General features: G+C 66.5%; 15 protein-coding genes and 1 tRNA gene. 12 read left to right on the forward strand and 4 right to left on the reverse strand.

All coding sequences use genetic code 11. The features are described from left to right. Positions 1–3 precede the first annotated feature (3 nt). Complete coding sequence (locus AC11WY_RS08570) at positions 4–1374, reverse strand: class II 3-deoxy-7-phosphoheptulonate synthase (RefSeq protein ID WP_482924451.1); 1371 nt, start codon at positions 1372–1374, stop codon at positions 4–6. A gap of 153 nt (positions 1375–1527) precedes the next feature. Between AC11WY_RS08570 and AC11WY_RS08575 the strand changes: the two genes are divergently transcribed. The 8 genes from AC11WY_RS08575 to AC11WY_RS08610 all read left to right on the forward strand — a co-directional run bounded on the left by AC11WY_RS08575 (position 1528) and on the right by AC11WY_RS08610 (position 11226). Continuing rightward, a complete protein-coding gene (locus tag AC11WY_RS08575; RefSeq protein WP_482924453.1) occupies positions 1528–2532 on the forward strand; it encodes a GlxA family transcriptional regulator in 1005 nt (334 codons plus the stop codon). A gap of 188 nt (positions 2533–2720) precedes the next feature. Further along, positions 2721–3905, forward strand: coding sequence for an ABC transporter substrate-binding protein (locus tag AC11WY_RS08580; protein ID WP_482924455.1), 1185 nt, complete (start codon positions 2721–2723; stop codon positions 3903–3905). 121 nt (positions 3906–4026) lie between these two features. Continuing rightward, on the forward strand, positions 4027–4815 hold the full coding sequence (locus AC11WY_RS08585) for an ABC transporter ATP-binding protein (RefSeq protein ID WP_482924457.1): 789 nt from the start codon (positions 4027–4029) through the stop codon (positions 4813–4815). Beyond that, positions 4812–5516, forward strand: a complete 705-nt coding sequence (locus AC11WY_RS08590; RefSeq protein ID WP_482924459.1) for an ABC transporter ATP-binding protein — start codon at positions 4812–4814, stop codon at positions 5514–5516. Before AC11WY_RS08585 ends, AC11WY_RS08590 begins: the two co-directional genes overlap by 4 nt. 4 nt (positions 5517–5520) lie before the next feature. Beyond that, positions 5521–6531: a branched-chain amino acid ABC transporter permease gene (locus AC11WY_RS08595; protein WP_482924461.1), complete on the forward strand. Its 1011-nt coding sequence runs from the start codon at positions 5521–5523 to the stop codon at positions 6529–6531. Further along, positions 6528–7832, forward strand: a complete 1305-nt coding sequence (locus AC11WY_RS08600) for a branched-chain amino acid ABC transporter permease (RefSeq protein ID WP_482924463.1) — start codon at positions 6528–6530, stop codon at positions 7830–7832. The genes AC11WY_RS08595 and AC11WY_RS08600 overlap by 4 nt, the downstream gene beginning before the upstream one ends. A gap of 236 nt (positions 7833–8068) precedes the next feature. Continuing rightward, positions 8069–10495: a GcvT family protein gene (locus AC11WY_RS08605; protein ID WP_482924465.1), complete on the forward strand. Its 2427-nt coding sequence runs from the start codon at positions 8069–8071 to the stop codon at positions 10493–10495. 128 nt (positions 10496–10623) lie between these two features. After that, on the forward strand, positions 10624–11226 hold the full coding sequence (locus tag AC11WY_RS08610; RefSeq protein WP_482924467.1) for a nucleotidyltransferase family protein: 603 nt from the start codon (positions 10624–10626) through the stop codon (positions 11224–11226). 73 nt (positions 11227–11299) lie between these two features. On the opposite strand, the gene AC11WY_RS08615 is transcribed toward AC11WY_RS08610, so the two are convergent. Continuing rightward, a complete protein-coding gene (locus tag AC11WY_RS08615; RefSeq protein ID WP_482924469.1) occupies positions 11300–13312 on the reverse strand; it encodes a Hint domain-containing protein in 2013 nt (670 codons plus the stop codon). 1039 nt (positions 13313–14351) lie between these two features. Continuing rightward, a tRNA-Leu gene (locus tag AC11WY_RS08620) sits at positions 14352–14435 on the reverse strand. A 209-nt stretch (positions 14436–14644) separates the two neighbouring features. On the opposite strand from AC11WY_RS08620, the gene AC11WY_RS08625 reads away from it, so the two are divergent. Together AC11WY_RS08625 and AC11WY_RS08630 are read left to right on the forward strand one after the other, a co-directional pair. Next, on the forward strand, positions 14645–15229 hold the full coding sequence (locus tag AC11WY_RS08625) for a YqaA family protein (RefSeq protein ID WP_482924471.1): 585 nt from the start codon (positions 14645–14647) through the stop codon (positions 15227–15229). Then, on the forward strand, positions 15230–15694 hold the full coding sequence (locus AC11WY_RS08630) for a disulfide bond formation protein B (RefSeq protein WP_482924473.1): 465 nt from the start codon (positions 15230–15232) through the stop codon (positions 15692–15694). It abuts the gene before it with no gap. 1 nt (position 15695) lies between these two features. Here AC11WY_RS08630 and AC11WY_RS08635 read toward each other — a convergent pair whose 3' ends face one another. After that, a complete protein-coding gene (locus AC11WY_RS08635) occupies positions 15696–16136 on the reverse strand; it encodes an Lrp/AsnC family transcriptional regulator (protein ID WP_482924475.1) in 441 nt (146 codons plus the stop codon). A gap of 102 nt (positions 16137–16238) precedes the next feature. Here AC11WY_RS08635 and rocF point away from each other — a divergent pair, with 102 nt between their 5' ends. Together rocF and AC11WY_RS08645 are read left to right on the forward strand one after the other, a co-directional pair. Beyond that, positions 16239–17165 (forward strand): arginase, encoded by a 927-nt coding sequence (gene rocF / locus AC11WY_RS08640; protein WP_482924477.1) that lies wholly within the window; start codon positions 16239–16241, stop codon positions 17163–17165. After that, a partial coding sequence (locus AC11WY_RS08645; RefSeq protein ID WP_482924479.1) for an arginine deiminase-related protein occupies positions 17162–17495 on the forward strand: 334 nt, incomplete at its 3' end. The genes rocF and AC11WY_RS08645, both read left to right, overlap by 4 nt.

Genomic DNA, 17495 nt, shown 5'->3' on the forward strand with positions numbered 1-17495 from the left:
CGCCTAAAGCGCCGCCGCCCGCTGCATGTCGCGCCGCATCGAGAGTTCCTCGGCCACCAGGAACGCCAACTCCAGCGACTGGCTGGCGTTCAGGCGCGGGTCGCAGGCGGTGTGGTAGCGGTCGGACAGATCCTCATCCGTCACGGCGCGCAGGCCGCCGGTGCATTCGGTCACGTCCTTGCCGGTCATCTCGAAATGCACACCGCCGGGGATGGTGCCTTCCGCGTTGTGCACCGCGAAGAACTCGCGCACCTCGCGCAGCACCGATTCGAATGGCCGCGTCTTGTAGCCCGAGGGCGACTTGATCGTGTTGCCGTGCATCGGATCGCAGACCCAGGCGACCTTGGCGCCGGTTTCCTGCACCGCGCGAATCAGGCGCGGCAGGTGCTCGCCGACCTTGCCCGCGCCGAACCGCGCGATCAGCGTCAGGCGGCCCGCCTCGTTTTCCGGGTTCAGCTTGTCGATCAGCACCTTCAGGTCGTCGGTGCTCAGCGAGGGCCCGCATTTCAGCCCGACCGGGTTCTGCACGCCCTTGCAGAATTCGACATGCGCGCCGTCCGGCTGCCGGGTGCGGTCGCCGATCCAGATCATGTGGCCCGAGCCCGCCACCGGCAGCCCGGTGGTCGAATCGATTCGGCACAGCGCCTCTTCGTATTCCAGCAGCAGCGCCTCGTGGCTGGTGTAGAAGTCCACCGTGCCCAGTTCATGCGCCGTCGAGGCGTTGACCCCGGCCGCGTTCATGAAATCAAGCGCATCCGAGATCCGCGCCGACAACTCGCGGTAGCGTTCCGCCTTGTCGTTCTCGGCGAAGCCCAGCGTCCAGGAATGCACCCGGTGGATGTCGGCGAAACCGCCGGTCGAGAAGGCGCGCAGCAGATTGAGCGAGGCGGCGGCCTGGGTATAGGCCTGCAGCATCCGCGCCGGATCGGGCACCCTTGCGGCGGGCGAGAAATCGAAGCCGTTGATGATGTCGCCGCGATAGGACGGCAGTTCGACGCCGCCGATCACCTCGGACGCGGTCGAGCGCGGCTTGGCGAACTGGCCCGCCATCCGGCCGATCTTCACCACCGGCAGCTTGGCGCCATAGGTCAGCACCACCGCCATCTGCAACATCACGCGGAAGGTGTCGCGGATATTGTCGGCCGAGAATTCGGCAAAGCTTTCGGCGCAGTCGCCGCCTTGCAGGATGAAGGCGCGCCCCTCGGCCACCTGCCCGAGCGCCTTCTTCAGCCGTCGCGCCTCGCCGGCAAAGACCAGCGGCGGATACTTCGCCAACTGCGCCTCGACCGCATTCAGCGCCGCCTGATCCGGATAATCGGGCATCTGCACCCGCGGCTTGATGCGCCAGTCGGATTTGGTCCAGCCCTTGGTCATGTTCGTCTCCGGGATTCAGGTCGGTTCAGCGGTGTCGGCGCGTTATAAAGAAGCGCCTTGGCGCTTGCAAACCGGGAATCCGACCGATCTCCCCTTGAAGACCCCCATGAAAGGTATATCCGGATCACAGAAACGACACAAATGGGTCGCTCCATGCTCGAATCGAAGCGCAGATTGCCTGTGGAAGCCGGACAGACCGCGCAGAAGCGGTTTGTCTTCCTGCTGCTGGATCGTTTCACCATGCTCTCCTTCGCCTGCGCGATCGAGCCGCTGCGGCTGGCCAACTACGTCGCGGGAAAGCCGCTGTATGAATGGCTGCTGGCCGGCGAGACCGGCGACACCGCCACCTGTTCCAACGGGGCCACCTTCAAGCTCGACATCGGCCTGGAAGAGATCGACCGCGACGACATCGTGCTGGTTTGCGGCGGTCTGGACATCCAGCGCACCACCACCCGCCCCGTCGTCAGCTGGCTGCGGCGCGAGGCGCGGCGCGGCATCACCATCGGCGGCATGTGCACCGGATCCTACACGCTGGCGCGGGCCGGGCTGCTGGACGGCAAGAAGGCGACCATCCACTGGGAGAACATGGATGGCTTCGTCGAGGAATTCGAGCAGGTCAAGCTGACCAAGTCGGTCTTCGTGATGGACGGCAACCGGCTGTCGACCGCGGGGGGCACGGCCTCGATCGACCTGGTGCTGAAGATCATCGCCGCCGACCACGGCGAGACGCTCGCCAACACCGTCGCCGACCTGCTGATCTACAACGCGATCCGCACCGATCAGGACACCCAGCGGCTGTCGATTCCGACCCGGATCGGGGTACGTCACCCCAAGCTGAGCCAGGTCATCCAGATGATGGAAAACGCCATCGAGGAGCCGATCAGCCCCGCCGATCTGGCCGAGGATGTCGGCATGTCGACCCGCCAGCTTGAACGGCTGTTCCGGCGCTACCTGAACCGCAGCCCGAAACGCTATTACATGGAACTGCGGCTGCAAAAGGCGCGCAACCTGCTGATGCAGACCGACATGAGCGTCATCAACGTGGCGCTGGCCTGCGGCTTTGCCAGCCCCTCGCACTTTTCCAAGTGCTATCGCGCGCATTACAACACCACGCCCTATCGCGAGCGCGGCACCCAGGGCACGCGGCTTTCGATCTGACACCGGCACGGGCTTACTCCGGGGCGGGCAAAGACCGTCCGGATCGCGGCGACATCGGTCCTGTCCGGGTGTGAACCCTCAACTCACCGTGAATTTCGGGCGGGCGAACCCATCAGCGAGTGGCTTTTCTTTTTCTGCGCGCCCCTCTAGGGTAAAAACCGGATTTCGATCCAACATGGGAGAGTAAAATGAAAAAACTGTTGCTGGCTTCGGCCGCACTCGCGCTTGTGGCAGGGGCTGCCGCGGGCGAAGACATCAAGATCGGCGTTCTGCTGGGCTATACCGGCCCGCTCGAATCGATCACGCCGATCATGCTGAAGTCCGCTGAAATGGCGATCAAGGAAGTGAACGACTCCAAGGCGCTGCTTGGCGGCGCCACGGTCGAGGCCGTGAAGGGCGACGACACCTGCACGGACGCCGCCGCGGCCACCGCCGCCGCCCAGCGTCTGGTCACCTCGGACAAGGTCAACGCCATCGTCGGCGGCGACTGCTCGGGTGTCACCGGGGCCGTGCTGCAATCGGTCGCGCGCCCGAACGGCATCGTGATGATCTCGCCTTCGGCGACCTCGCCCGCGCTGTCGACCGCCGAGGATGACGGGCTGTTCTTCCGCACCGCGCCGTCGGATGCGCGCCAAGGCCAGGTGATGGCCGACGTACTGATCGCCAAGGGCGTCAAGAAAGTCGCGCTGACCTACACCAACAACGACTACGGCAAGGGTCTGGCCGACGCGTTCAAGACCTCGTTCGAAAAGGCCGGTGGCGTGATCACCATCTCGGCCGCGCATGAAGACGGCAAGGCCGACTACTCGGCCGAAGTCGGTGCGCTGGCCTCGGCCGGTGGCGACCTGCTGGTCGTGGCGGGCTACGTTGACCAGGGCGGCAAGGGCATCATCCAGGCCGCGCTCGACGCCGGCGCCTTCAAGACCTTCTACCTGCCCGACGGCATGTACGGCGACAGCCTGATCAAGGCGATCGGCAAGCCGCTCGACGGGTCGTACGGCGACGTGCCGGGCGTCGACAACGACGGCTCGCGCAAGTTCCTCGAGATGGCGAAGGCCGCCGGGATCGACGGCACCTCGTCCTTCGCGCCGGAGTCCTATGACGCCGCCGCGCTGATCATGCTGGCGATGCAGGCCGCCAAGTCGTCGAAGTCGGCCGACCTCAAGGGCAAGGTGATGGACGTGGCCAACGGCCCGGGCGAGAAGATCCTGCCCGGCGAACTGGCCAAGGGCCTGGCGCTGCTCGCCGCCGGCAAGCCGATCGACTACGAGGGCGCAACCGCCGTGCACCTGATCGGGCCGGGCGAATCTGCCGGCAACTACCGCATCTACACGATCAAGGACGGCAAGCAGGTCACGGACGAGTACAAGTGATCCGCGCGCGCCGCGCCTGAGAGACGACGGCCCGGGACAAACCCCGGGCCGTTCGCTTAACAATAAGGCCCCTCCTGCCCGCCTTGCGGGTAAAGAAGCGGGCTACCAGGGGAGACACGAGATGATCGTCGTCGAAGATTTGCACAAGCATTTCGGCGGGTTTCATGCCGTCGATGGCGCCTCGCTGCGGATACAGCCAGGGTCCATCACCGGCCTGATCGGCCCGAACGGGGCCGGCAAGACCACGCTGTTCAACGTTATCGCCGGACGCCTGCCGCCGACTGCGGGCCGCGTCACGATGGATGGCGAGGATATCACCGGGCTCAGCCCGCACGAGCTTTTCCACAAGGGCCTGCTGCGCACCTTCCAGATCGCCCACGAGTTCAGTTCCATGACCGTGCGCGAGAATCTGATGATGGTGCCCGCGGGTCAGGAAGGCGAGACGCTGTTCAACACCTGGTTCCGCCGCGGCAAGATTGCCGCCGAGGAACGCGCGCTGGCGAAGAAGGCCGACGAGGTACTGGAATTCCTGACGATTTCCCATCTTGCCGACCAGAAGGCCGGGCAGATTTCCGGTGGCCAGAAGAAGCTGCTGGAACTCGGCCGCACGATGATGGTGGACGCCAAGATCGTGTTCCTGGACGAGGTCGGCGCGGGCGTGAACCGGACGCTGCTGAACACCATCGGCGACGCCATCGTGCGGCTGAACAAGGAACGCGGCTACACCTTCTGCGTGATCGAGCATGACATGGATTTCATCGGCCGCCTGTGCGACCCGGTGATCGTGATGGCCGAGGGCAAGGTTCTGGCCCAGGGCTCGGCCGCCAACATCATGGAAAACGAGGCGGTGATCGAGGCCTATCTGGGCACCGGGCTGAAGAACAAGGTGAAGAAGGAGGCCACGGCATGAGCTTCCTGATCGGCGAGAACATGACCGGCGGCTACGGCCCGGTCGACATCCTGCACGATTGCACCGTCGCAGTCGACAAGGGCCAGATCGCGGTGATCGTCGGCCCGAACGGCGCCGGCAAATCCACCGCGATGAAGGCGGTGTTCGGGATGCTGAAGCTGCGCGGTGGCCATGTGAAGCTGGACGGGCAGGACATCACCGGCCTTTCCCCGCAGGACCGCGTCGCCCGCGGCATGGCCTTCGTGCCGCAGACCCACAACATCTTCACCTCGATGACGGTGGAGGAGAACCTGGAAATGGGCGCCTTCCTGCGCCGCGACGACATCCGCACCACGCTGGAGCAGGTCTACCACCTGTTCCCGATCCTCAAGCAGAAGCGCAAGCAGGCGGCGGGCGAGTTGTCCGGCGGTCAGCGCCAGCAGGTTGCCGTGGGTCGCGCGCTGATGACGCAACCCAAGGTGCTGATGCTGGACGAGCCCACCGCGGGCGTGTCGCCGATCGTGATGGACGAGCTGTTCGACCGCATCATCGAGGTTGCCCGCTCGGGCATCTCGATCCTGATGGTGGAACAGAACGCCCGCCAGGCGCTGAACATCGCCGACAAGGGCTATGTTCTGGTGCAGGGCGCCAACCGCTACACCGACACCGGCGAGGCCCTGCTGGCCAACCCGGAGGTCCGCAAGACCTTCCTGGGGGGCTGATCGCATGGATTTCCTCAACGCAATCGTCGCGCTGCTGAACTACGTCATCATCCCCGGCACGTCCTATGGTGCGCAGCTTGCGCTGGGCGCGCTGGGCGTGACGCTGATCTACGGCATCCTGCGCTTTTCGAACTTTGCCCACGGCGACACGATGGCCTTCGGCACCGCGATCACCATCCTGATCACCTGGTGGTTCCAGTCGATGGGCCTCAGCTTCGGCCCGCTGCCGACCGCGCTGCTGGCCCTGCCCATCGGCATCGCCGCCACGGCGGCGCTGCTGTTGTTCACCGACCGCGCCGTCTACCGCTTCTACCGAAAACAGAAGGCCGCGCCGGTGATCTTGGTCATCGTGTCGATGGGCGTGATGTTCATCATGAACGGGCTGACCCGGTTCATCATCGGCGTGCAGGAACAGAACTTCGCCGACGGCAGCCGCTTCGTGATCAACGCGACGCAGTTCCGCGCCATGACGGGGCTGGACGAGGGGCTGGCAATCCGCACCACGACGGTGATCACGGTGATCACCGCGATCATCGTGGTGGCCGCGCTGTTCTGGTTCCTGAACCGCACCCGCACCGGCAAATCCATGCGGGCGTTTTCCGACAACGAGGATCTGGCGCTGTTGTCGGGCATCAACCCGGAACGGGTGGTGATGGTGACCTGGATCATCGTGGCAGGGCTCGCCACCATCGCGGGCGTGCTCTACGGGCTCGACAAGTCGTTCAAGCCCTTCACCTACTTCCAGTTGCTGCTGCCGATCTTCGCCTCGGCGGTGGTCGGTGGCCTCGGCAACCCGGTCGGTGCCATCGCGGGCGGCTTCGTCGTCGCCTTCAGCGAGGTTACCGTCACCTACGCTTGGAAGAAGGTGCTGACCTACCTGCTGCCAGACAGCCTGCAGCCCGACAGCCTGATGCAACTGCTGTCCACCGATTACAAATTCGCGGTGTCCTTCGCGATCCTCGTGATCGTGCTGCTGTTCAAGCCGACCGGGCTTTTCAAGGGGAAATCGGTATGACCGCCTCGCGTCCCTTCCTTCTGTTCGCCGCCATCGGTGCGCTCTACCTCATCGTCGGGCTCACGCAAAGCTGGGTGCTGGCCCTGACCGTGCTGAACGACGGGTTGATCGTCGCCATCATGGCGCTGGGGGTCAACATGCAGTGGGGCTATGCCGGCCTCTTCAACATCGGGGTGGCCGGGTTCTTCGCGCTGGGCGGGCTAGCGGTGGCGCTGATCAGCAAACCGCTGGACATGGCCGCCTGGCACGCCGGAACCCCGCGCATCATGCTGGCGCTGGTGGTCGGTGCCGCGGTGATCTACGCGGCGATCCGGCTTTATCGGGCGATGGCCGCGGGGCGGCGGCGCAACCTGGCGCTGCTGGCCTTCCTGATCGCGGGCTTCTTCATTTATCGCGCGGTCTTCGACCCGGCGGTGGTCGCGGTCGAGTCGATCACGCCGGCCTCGACCGGCAATATCGGCGGGCTGAACCTGCCGGTGCTGCTGTCCTGGCCGATCGGCGGCCTGCTGGCGGCGGCGGCGGCCTGGGCGGTGGCCAAGACCGCGCTGGGCCTTCGCTCGGACTACCTTGCCATCGCGACGCTGGGGATCGGGCAGATCGTTATTGCGGTGATGAAGAACGAGGACTGGCTCGACCGTGGCGTGAAGAACATCATCGACATCGGCCGCTGGCCGGTGCCGGCCGAGGTGGACCTGCAACGCGATCCGGGCTTTCTCGCCACCGCACAGTCCTGGGGCTTTGATCCGCAGACCCTTTCAAGCATCTTCGTGGCGCTCTGCTTCACGGCGCTGTTCGTGGTGGTGCTGCTGGTCTTGCTGACGCTGACGGAACTGTCGCTGCGTTCACCCTGGGGCCGGATGATGCGGGCGATCCGCGACAACGAAATCTCGGCCGAGGCGATGGGCAAGGATGTCAAGCGGCGTCACCTGCAGGTCTTCGTGCTGGGCTCGGCGGTGATCGGCATCGCCGGGGCGATGTTCGTCACGCTGCACGGGCTGCTGGCGCCGACCAGCTATGACGACCCGCTGCGCTACACCTTTCTGATCTGGGCGATGGTGATCCTGGGCGGGTCGGGCAACAACTGGGGCTCGGTGCTGGGCGCGCTGATCATCATGCTGTTGTGGGACGAGGCCGAGAACATCGGGCCGATGGTGTTCGGGTTCCTGACCGCAGGTCTTCCGGACGGCGCGATCAAGCAGCATCTGATTGACTCGGCGGTGCAGATGCGGCTGCCGATGGTGGGGCTGGTGCTGCTGCTGGTGCTGCGCTTCAGCCCGCGCGGGCTGATTCCCGAAAAGTAGGTGGGGGGCTTCGCGCCCCCCCCAGCCCGCCCACGGGGCGGGCGTTCTTCGTTGGAAATCCTCCACCGGAGGATTTCCGAACGCTCTTCACCCTGCGGGATATTTGGGGACCGAAAGCAATGGGGCGGCGGCGCCTCCTTTTTCATGCCGTGCTTGCGACAGATTTTGTCGCGGGCTGACATGATCGGGCCGCGCGTCAGCGCCAGTGTGGCGAAAATCATCGCCAGGAGTCCCTCATGAAAACCCATGCGCGCGTAGTTGTCATCGGCGGCGGTGTCGTCGGCTGTTCAGTGCTTTATCACCTGACCAAGCTCGGCTGGTCCGACGTTCTGCTGATCGAGCGGTCGGACCTGACCTCGGGCTCCACCTGGCACGCGGCGGGCGGGTTCCACACCATCAACGGCGACACCAACATGGCGGCGCTGCAGGGTTACACGATCCGGCTTTACAAGGAGTTGGAGGCGATCACCGGCATGTCCTGCGGGCTGCACCACGTTGGCGGCATGACGCTGGCCGACAACGCGGCGCGGTTCGAGCAGCTGAAGGCCGAGCGCGCTAAGCACCGCTACATGGGGCTGGATACCGAGATCCTCTCGCCCGAGGAGGTCACCAAGATGACCGACGGGCTGGTGAACGTGAAGGGCATTCTCGGCGCGCTTTACGACCCGCTCGATGGTCACCTCGACCCCTCGGGCACCACCCACGCCTATGCCAAGGCGGCGCGGATGGCGGGGGCCGAGATCATGCTGCACAACCGTGTGCTGGCGACGACGCAGCGCAGTGACGGCGGCTGGGACGTGGTGACCGAACAGGGCACCGTGACCTGCGAGCATCTGGTGAATGCGGCCGGGCTTTGGGCGCGGGAAGTGGGCGCGATGGCGGGGGTTTACCTGCCGCTGCTGCCGATGGCGCACCAGTATCTGGTGACCGACGACATCCCGGAAGTCATGGACATCCTGAAAACCGGCCGCGAGTTTCCACATGTGATGGACCCGGGCGGCGAGTTCTATCTGCGGCAAGAGGGGCGCGGGTTGTGCATCGGCTTTTACGAAAAGCCCTGCGAGCCCTGGGCGGTGGACGGCACGCCGTGGAACTTTGGCCATGAGTTGCTGAACGAGCAGTTCGACAAGATCGAGGATTCGGTCAACTTCGCCTATCGCCGGGTGCCGGTGCTGGAACGCTCGGGCGTGAAGCGGGTGATCCACGGGCCGTTCACTTTTGCCCCCGATGGCAACCCACTGATCGGGCCGGTGCAGGGGTTGCGCAACTACTGGAGCGCCTGCGCGGTGATGGCCGGGTTCAGCCAGGGCGGCGGCATGGGTCTGGCGCTGGCGCAATGGATGATCCACGGCGAGGTCGAGCGTGACCCGCGCGGCTTTGACGTGTCGCGCTTTGGCACCTGGACCAGCCCCGGCTATACGGTGCCGAAGGTGATCGAGAACTACCAGATGCGGTTCTCGGTCGGCTACCCGAACGAGGAACGCCCGGCGGCGCGGCCGTTCCGCACCACGCCGATGTATGACATTTTCGACGGCATGAACGCGGTCTGGGGCCAGCAATACGGGCTGGAAGTGGTGAACTACCACGCCCTGCCGGGCGAGCCGCGCTATGAGACGCCGTCGTTCAAACGCTCCAACGCCTGGGAGGCAACCCGGCAGGAGGTGATGGCGGTGCGCAACGGCGTCGGCATCAACGAGGTGCAGAACTTCGGCAAGTACCGCATCACCGGCGCGGGCGCGCGGGCCTGGCTGGACCGGATCATGGCGGGCAATATTCCGCAGCCGGGGCGGCTGAGCCTGACGCCGATGCTGGCGCATTCGGGCAAGATCATCGGGGATTTCACCGTGTCGTGCCTCAGCGAAACCGAGTTTCAGGTGACGGCGAGCTATGGCGCGCAGGGCTGGCACATGCGCTGGTTCGAGCAGAACGCCGGGCCGGATGTGGTGGTGGAGAACGTGTCGGACAGCCGCACCGGCTTCCAGATTGCCGGGCCGAAGGCACGGGCGCTGCTGGAAAAGGTCACGCGGTCAGACGTTTCCGCGGCGGCCTTCAAGTTCATGGACGTGAAGCGGATGACCGTCGGCATGGCGAACTGCATCGTGCAGCGCGTCAGCTACACCGGCGATCTGGGCTACGAGATCTTCTGCGACCACATGAGCGTGCGCCATCTGTGGCGGGTGCTCTGGGCCGCGGGGCAGGATCTGGGGCTGCGGCCGTTCGGGATGCGGGCGATGATGTCGCTGCGGCTGGACAAGTTCTTCGGCTCGTGGGGCCGGGAATTCTCGCCGGATTACACCCCCGCCGAGACCGGGCTGGACCGCTTCATCCGCTGGAACAAGCCGGTGGAGTGGATCGGCAAGGCGGCGGCGATGGCCGAGAAGGCGTCGGGGCCGAAGCGGCGGCTGGCGTGGTTCGAGATCGACGCAGGCGATGCCGATGTGGTGGCGTGGGAGCCGATCTGGCTCGACGGCGCCGTGGTGGGCTGGTGCACCTCGGGCGGGTACGCGCATTACGCGGGCAAGTCGGTGGCGATCGGGTTCCTGCCGGAAGGCCGCGCGCGCGAGGGGCTGCCGGTGGAGATCGAAATCCTCGGCGAGCGGCGCCCGGCGAAAGTGATCACCACGGCGCTGTTCGACGCCGACGGGGCGCGGATGCGGGGGTGAGGCGCGCCCGGACGGGCTTCCAGTGGAAGCCCGTCAGCGCCGAGCGCCCGATCCGCAAGGATCGGGCCGGGCGAGGCAGCGCCAAACCTGCCCTTTCCCGTTGTCCCTGCCCGGCCTAGGATCGCGCCATGACGGACGTGCCCATCCTGATCCCGGCCGCCGGTTTCGCGCGGCGGATGCGCGGGGCCGACAAGCTGCTGGAGCCGGTGGCGGGCGAGGCGTTGCTGCACCGGCAGGCGCGTCTTGCGCTGGCGACCGGGGCGACGGTTCTGGTGACGCTGCCACCCGCGCCCGGCCTCCGCGCACGGGCGCTCGATGGGCTGGCGGTGACGCGGGTGCCGGTGCCCGACCCTGGCGAGGGGATGGCTGCCTCGATCCGCGCCGGGCTGGCGGCGGTGCCTGACGGCGCCGCGGGGCTGATGATCCTACTGGCCGACCTGCCGGAGCTGGAGGCGCAAGACCTGACCGCGCTGATCACGGCGTTCCGGGGCAATCCGGCGCGACCGATCCTGCGCGCGACCTCAGCCACGGGCGCGCCGGGGCATCCGGTGATCTTTCCCGCCGACCTCTTTGCCGAACTGGCGCAGGTGACCGGCGACGCGGGCGCGCGGTCGGTGGTGGCGCGACACCGCGACCGGCTGCGCGACATCGCCTTGCCGGGTGACCGCGCGGTGACCGACCTTGACACGCCCGAGGCCTGGGCGGCGTGGCGCGCGCGCGGCGGCGGCTAAAATCGGCGGCATCCGGAAATGGAAACGGGGGGCCAGATGGCCCCCCGCTCGCCCCCACGAAAAGGATTACCCGTTACTTCACCAAAAGCATCGCCTCGTGCCGCTTCAGGGTCTTGCGCGCGGCGCCGTAGGATTCGAGCCCTTCGAGCGTCTTCAGCTCGGGGAACAGGTCGTAGATTTCGTTGCGCTGGGCGTTGCCCATGCCCTTCAGCGTATAGTCGCCGGGCTGGAAGCTTTCGGTCCAGGCGCCGTTCGACAGCACGACCTCGTGGGCGTCGAACATGAAGTGCACATAGGCGGTGCCGATGCTCGACACCTCATGCACGCCGTGGTGGTTGACCAGATGCTTGGCGGCCACCAGCACCTCGTGCTCGTCGAAGTAAAGCGCGGTGCGGTCGTTGGCGACCAGCAGGCGGTGGTTCGGCGAGACCATCATGTCGCGTTCCGGCAGGCCATCGCCCAGCGAGCCCTTCTGGATCAGGATCGGCTTCAGGTGCGGGTTCGCGGCGAACGCCTTCCAGTCCATCGCCTTCTGGCCGACCCAGCGAATCTCCTGGATACCGTTGTCGCGGGTGATGACGCGGTCGCCTGCGCGCAGTTCCTCGACCGGACGCTCGCCCTTCGGCGTGGCGATCAGGGTGCCCGGCGTGAAGCAGGGGATGATGCACTCGATGTTGTGGAATTCCATCGAGCCGGTGACGTCGCCATGCGAGTCCAGAAAGTCGACGGTGCCGTTCTCGTGGTTGGTCGGGTCGTAGTTGATGTTGAACGGCGCGGTGCCGGTCAGGTCCAGCGTGTCCTGGTCTTGCGGCCCGTTGTCGATGCCGGTGGTTTCGCCGCCGTCGACGAAATCGCCGGCATGGACGTGGTCGATGTAATCGCTGCCGTCGCCGCCGTAGATGCTGTCATGGCCGTCACCGCCGTCGATGGTGTCGTTGCCCGCGCCGCCGATCAGCGTGTCGTTCCCGGTGCCGCCGATCAGCGAGTCGTTGCCTTCGCCGCCGTAGATCAGGTTGTTGCCGGAGTCGGCGTGGATGGTGTCGTCGCCGCAGCCGCCATCGGCGGTGTCGTTGCCCGCGCCGGCGTAGATCAGGTCGTTGCCCGCGCCGCCGGTGATCGTGTCGTTGCCGTCGCCGCCATAGAGCGAGTCGTTGCCGGTGCCGCCATCGACGGTATCGTTGCCCGCGCCGCCATAGACCTGGTCATTGCCCGACCCGCCGTAAAGCTTGTCGTCGCCGCCCATGCCCTCGATCGTGTCATTGCCGCCTTCGCCGTAGAACTCGTTGGTGAAGGTGTCGGCGGCCGAGGTGCCCTGCTGGTCGAAGCCGACGAGATGGTCGTCGTAGTTCGAGCCGATGACGCCGTCGACGCCGCTGGTGATCGAGTCGTTGCCCGCGTCTCCGCCCGACAGGACGCCGGTCGACAGGTTGACGTCGACCGCCTCGCATGAGTGCGAATAGTCGATGTTGTCCTGGCCGGTGCCGCCCGAGAAGGTGTCGGCCCCCGCACCGCCGATGAAGACGTCGTTGCCGTTGCCGCCCGACAGGTAGTTGTGGCCGTCGCCGCCGATCAGCGTGTCGTTGCCCGCGTCGCCGTAAAGCGAGTCGTTACCGGCGCCGCCATAAAGCACGTCGTTGCCGGCGCCGCCGTATTGGACGTCGTTGCCGTCGCCGCCAAAGAGGTGGTCGTTGCCCGCGTCGCCGTAAAGCGAGTCGTTGCCGACACCGCCGTAAAGGCTGTCGTCGCCGTTGCCGCCGTAGACGATGTCGTTGCCGAGGTTGGCGTAGACCGAGTCGTTGCCATCGCCCGCCACGACGTAATCGTCGTTCGGCGCGGCGCCCGGCAGGATGGCGTCGCCGTGGTCGATCATGTCGTGCTGCGGATCGCCGGTGTAATTCGTGTCGATCACGTCATTGCCCGGCGTGCCCGAGACGATGCCGTCAAGCCCCGACCCCGTGCCGCCCCCGGGCTGACACGCGTGGCCCTGATCATCGTACCAGTTGCCGTCGTGACCCTGGCTGACGCAATCCGGCGGAACATTGCATTGCTGCCCATTCGCGTCGATGTAGAAATAGGAAATGCCCATTGCCGCCTCCGTCACACCACTTTGCCACCGACCGGACCTTCGGCCGAAAAATCGTCTTCACTCCAGCCCCGCGGGGGAACAGACGGGGCGCCGTGTCGCAGGGGCCGGGACACCAACCTGCCCCCTGCTGCGCGTTCCCTCGTCTGTTGCCCCGATGGGCGTCTTCAATCCGCGTCGTCTCGCCAGGCGAACGGCCGCCCGTCACGGGTGTGCCCAAGGGCAAACCCAGGAACCCGGAGACCCGGGCCATAGCCAGACTGTCAGCTGTTGCACCGTGCAGGTTGAGGAGCAGGGATGCGCGTGCCCCGGCCCGACGCCGAAACACTCCGCGTGATGGACCACAGCGTCCATCTCTTGGCAGCACCACCCGAACTCACACCTGCACCCGAAGGCGCTTTACCACTCACAGACCGCCCCCACGGCCCTTTTGTCCCCCAGAGGACCCTTACGTTTTACCTTTTGCTAACCCTGCAACAAAGCAAAAAGTGGCTTAACCATGTGTTGATGGTGGCGGATGCGGGTGAGAAACGGGCGAAAAGAGGGCATCCCTCCGCGGACCCGACAGCCGGATTGTTTCCGGCACGCCACCGAAGGGCGGCGGCAAAGACGACCGGCGCCGGGTCGTTCCTGCCGGTTTTGACGCACAATCCGCAGCGATTGCCACGACTGTTCCCGCTTTCGCGCAGAATGGGCAACCGTGACGTGCAGCGGCTGTTGACGTTTCCGGATCCAATCCGTGCCGGATGCCCCGCCTTTCACGCCGCGTTCTGGCCCGAAGAACTCTGCCAGCACCCCGAAAATTGCCGGACTCCGTTTTGCACATTGGCGCGCCAATCCGCCGCAGGGGTGAGCATTGTTTCATCTGCATGGCCCGGCGACCCCGAATCACTTCCCGCATTTGTCACGAATTCGAGAGTTCGGCGTGATCCGGCGCGCCAACCGCAGGATTGTGGCGCGCTTGCGGCATGACTCGGACGGCGTGGGAAAGGATCGGTGCGGGGTCCGGGTCAGCAGGCCGACAGCGAGCGGACGGCGGCCGTGGTACGGGTGGTCGGACTCGAACCGACACTCCTTGCGGAAACAGATTTTGAGTCTGTCGCGTCTACCATTCCGCCACACCCGCACAGCCCGGCGCCCCTGGTAGCGACCGGTCCAGTGGACGGGTCAAGACGCCTCGCGTCTTCTTTACAGGGCCCTGCCCGCGCCCTCAAGGCCCCTCCGGCAGGGTTGCGCACGCGAGAAACGCCCGCGCTCCGGGCCGACGTGGCGCCGCGACCGCTTGACCTGCCGCGCGCCCCGTGGTGCAAGCGGATCATCCGAGACGAGGGTCCGATGTTCCGCAATCTCTATCAATGGACGCTGCGCTGGGCCGGATCGCGTCATGCGACCACCGCGCTGGGCGTGATTTCCTTCGTGGAAAGCTCGGTCTTTCCGATCCCGGCGGATGTGCTGTTCATCCCGATGTGCCTGGCAAGACCCGAGCGCGCGATGCGGCTGGCGCTGCTGGCCACCATCACCTCGGTGCTGGGCGGCATGTTCGGCTGGGTGATCGGCCATTTCGCCTTCGACCTGATCGCCAAACCGATCCTGGAGGCTTACGGCAAGCTGGGCGCCTTCGAGGCGCTCAAGGCGGCGGCGGGGGATCAGGCGATTCTGGTGATGCTGGTCACCTCGGGGCTGGCCCATATGCCGCCGATGAAGGTGGTGACGATCCTCGCGGGCGTGATCCAGTTCAACTTCACGCTCTTCGTGCTGTCGGCCATCGTCGCGCGCGGCGCGCGGTTCTTCGCGCTCGGCTGGCTGTTGCAACACCACGGCGAGCGCATCGTCGTGTTCATCGAACGCCGGTTTGCCTGGGTGACGCTGGCCATCGCCGCCGTTCTGGGTGTGGCCTATCTCGCTGTCAGGAGCCTCTAGATGACCCGTGCCGGACTTGTGCTGCTTGCCACGTTGGGCTCGGTCGCCCTGCTGGGCGGGGCCTTCGCGTTTCAGTTCCTCGGCGGCATGCCGCCCTGCCACTTGTGTCTGCTGCAACGCTGGCCGCATGGCGCGGCGATCGTGATCGGGGTTCTGGCGCTGCTGGTCCCCTGGCGGGTGCTGCCCTGGGCGGGCGCGCTGGCGGTGGCGGCAACCTCGGGCCTGGGGTTCTACCATACCGGGGTGGAGCGGGGCTGGTTCGTCGGCCCGACAAGCTGCACGTCGAGCATGGCGACGCAGGGGGTTTCGTCGAAAGACCTGCTGGCAACGATCATGACGGCCCCGGTGGTGCGCTGCGACGTGCCCGCCTGGATCTTCCTGCACCTCTCGATGGCCAGCTGGAATGCGATCTTCTCGGCCGTGCTGGTGCTGATCTGGATCGCGGCGGCGCTGCGCCGCGCCTGAGCTACCGCCGCCCGGCCCGCCGGGTGGACAGCAAGAGACTGGTCTCGCTGGTGGCCACACCGTCCAGGCGGCGGATGCCCGCCAGCACGGCATCCAGTTCCTCCAGCGTCTCGGTGCCGATCTCGGCGATCATGTCCCACTTGCCGTTGGTCGAATGCACCGCCTGCACGGCGGGCATCCCGGCCAGCCGCGCCGCGATCCGTTCCGCGCCGCGCCCCTCGATCCCGATCATCATCAGCCCGCGCACCGGCGCCGCCGTCACGTCGCCGCGCGTCAGCACGGTGAAGCCCGCAATCTCGCCCCGCGCCGCCAGCCGGTCCATCCGCGCCCGCACGGTGGCGCGCGACAGCCCCAGAACGCCCGCCAGTTCCGACAGGCTCGCCCGCCCGTCGCGGCGCAGCGCGGCGATCAGCTTTTCGTCCTGATCGTCCAGTGTGGTCATTCATCCTGCCGTTTTGAACAGTCTTGTGTTCAGAACGATGATACTGTCCGTGGCAACCGCCGCAAGATGCAAACACCTTGCGCCCAAGACCTTGGAGGCCGCATGACCCAGACCTGCATCCTGATCGGCGCCCCGATCGACACCGGCCAGAAGCGCGCCGGGTGCCTGATGGGCCCTGCCGCCTACCGCGTTGCGGGGCTGGCGCAGGCGATCACCGATCTGGGCCATCAGGTCATCGACCGGGGGGACGTGGCGCTGCCGGAGCTTGCGGCCGTGACCTGCCCAAACCCCGCCGTGCACTCGCTGGCCGAAACACTCGGCTGGACCGCGGCGCTGGCGGAAGAGGTCGAGGACGCCTTCATCGAGGGCATGCCGGTGATCCTGGGCGGTGACCATTCGCTCGCGCTCGGGTCGGTGGCGGGGGCGGCGGCGCATGCGCAGAAGGCCGGGCGGCCGCTGTTCCTGCTGTGGCTCGACGCCCACACCGACTTCCACACGCCGCTGACCACGACCTCGGGCAATCTGCACGGCACGCCGGTCGCCTATATCGCCGGGCGCCGCGGGTTCGACGCCTTCCCGCCCTTCCCCGCCCCGATCCCGGCCGACCGCATCTGCCTGTACGGCATCCGCTCGGTCGATCCGGCCGAGCATGCGGCCCTGTTGCAGCACGACATCGCGATCAACGACATGCGCGTGCTCGACGAGCACGGCATCGTCAAGCCGCTGCGTGACTTCCTCGACCGCGTGCACGGCGCGGGCGGGATGCTGCATGTCTCGCTCGACGTCGATTTCCTCGACCCCTCGATCGCCCCCGCCGTCGGCACCACCGTGCCCGGCGGCACCACCTTCCGCGAGGCGCATCTGGTGATGGAACTGCTGCACGAGTCGGGGCTTGTCACCTCGCTCGACCTGGTCGAACTGAACCCGTTCCTCGACGAGCGCGGCCGCACCGCCCGCCTGATGGTGGATCTTGTCGCCAGCCTGATGGGCCGCAAGGTCTTCGACCGCCCGACCCGGAGCTTCGGATGAGCCCCCGCAACACGATGCAGGCCCCCGAGGCGGTCGTGATGATCCGCCCGCACCGGTTCCATCCCAACCCCGAGACGCAGGCCGACAACGCGTTTCAACGCGCGGGCGGCAATGACGCCGACCTCGTGGCCGCCCGCGCGCTGGCGGAATTCGACGCCGTCGTGGCGGCATTGCGGAGCGCGGGCGTGCGCGTCCATGTCTTCGACGACGACGGCCACCGCGATACGCCGGACTCGGTCTTTCCGAACAACTGGTTCTCCACCCATGCCGGCGGCCATGTCGCGATCTATCCGATGTTCGCCGCCAACCGCCGCCGCGAGCGCCGCGCCG

It is taken from the genome of Solirhodobacter sp., from assembly GCF_964715405.1.

What these genes read in the sequence shown, in the direction of transcription:
- AC11WY_RS08610 (WP_482924467.1), top strand. Translation starts at nt 10,624, where the DNA reads ATGACGGACGTGCCCATCCTGATCCCGGCCGCCGGTTTCGCGCGGCGG.
- AC11WY_RS08625 (WP_482924471.1), top strand. Translation starts at nt 14,645, where the DNA reads ATGTTCCGCAATCTCTATCAATGGACGCTGCGCTGGGCCGGATCGCGT.
- AC11WY_RS08605 (WP_482924465.1), top strand. Translation starts at nt 8,069, where the DNA reads ATGAAAACCCATGCGCGCGTAGTTGTCATCGGCGGCGGTGTCGTCGGC.
- AC11WY_RS08600 (WP_482924463.1), top strand. Translation starts at nt 6,528, where the DNA reads ATGACCGCCTCGCGTCCCTTCCTTCTGTTCGCCGCCATCGGTGCGCTC.
- AC11WY_RS08615 (WP_482924469.1), bottom strand. Translation starts at nt 13,312, where the DNA reads ATGGGCATTTCCTATTTCTACATCGACGCGAATGGGCAGCAATGCAAT.
- AC11WY_RS08585 (WP_482924457.1), top strand. Translation starts at nt 4,027, where the DNA reads ATGATCGTCGTCGAAGATTTGCACAAGCATTTCGGCGGGTTTCATGCC.
- AC11WY_RS08570 (WP_482924451.1), bottom strand. Translation starts at nt 1,374, where the DNA reads ATGACCAAGGGCTGGACCAAATCCGACTGGCGCATCAAGCCGCGGGTG.
- AC11WY_RS08635 (WP_482924475.1), bottom strand. Translation starts at nt 16,136, where the DNA reads ATGACCACACTGGACGATCAGGACGAAAAGCTGATCGCCGCGCTGCGC.
- rocF (WP_482924477.1), top strand. Translation starts at nt 16,239, where the DNA reads ATGACCCAGACCTGCATCCTGATCGGCGCCCCGATCGACACCGGCCAG.
- AC11WY_RS08630 (WP_482924473.1), top strand. Translation starts at nt 15,230, where the DNA reads ATGACCCGTGCCGGACTTGTGCTGCTTGCCACGTTGGGCTCGGTCGCC.
- AC11WY_RS08575 (WP_482924453.1), top strand. Translation starts at nt 1,528, where the DNA reads ATGCTCGAATCGAAGCGCAGATTGCCTGTGGAAGCCGGACAGACCGCG.
- AC11WY_RS08590 (WP_482924459.1), top strand. Translation starts at nt 4,812, where the DNA reads ATGAGCTTCCTGATCGGCGAGAACATGACCGGCGGCTACGGCCCGGTC.
- AC11WY_RS08580 (WP_482924455.1), top strand. Translation starts at nt 2,721, where the DNA reads ATGAAAAAACTGTTGCTGGCTTCGGCCGCACTCGCGCTTGTGGCAGGG.
- AC11WY_RS08595 (WP_482924461.1), top strand. Translation starts at nt 5,521, where the DNA reads ATGGATTTCCTCAACGCAATCGTCGCGCTGCTGAACTACGTCATCATC.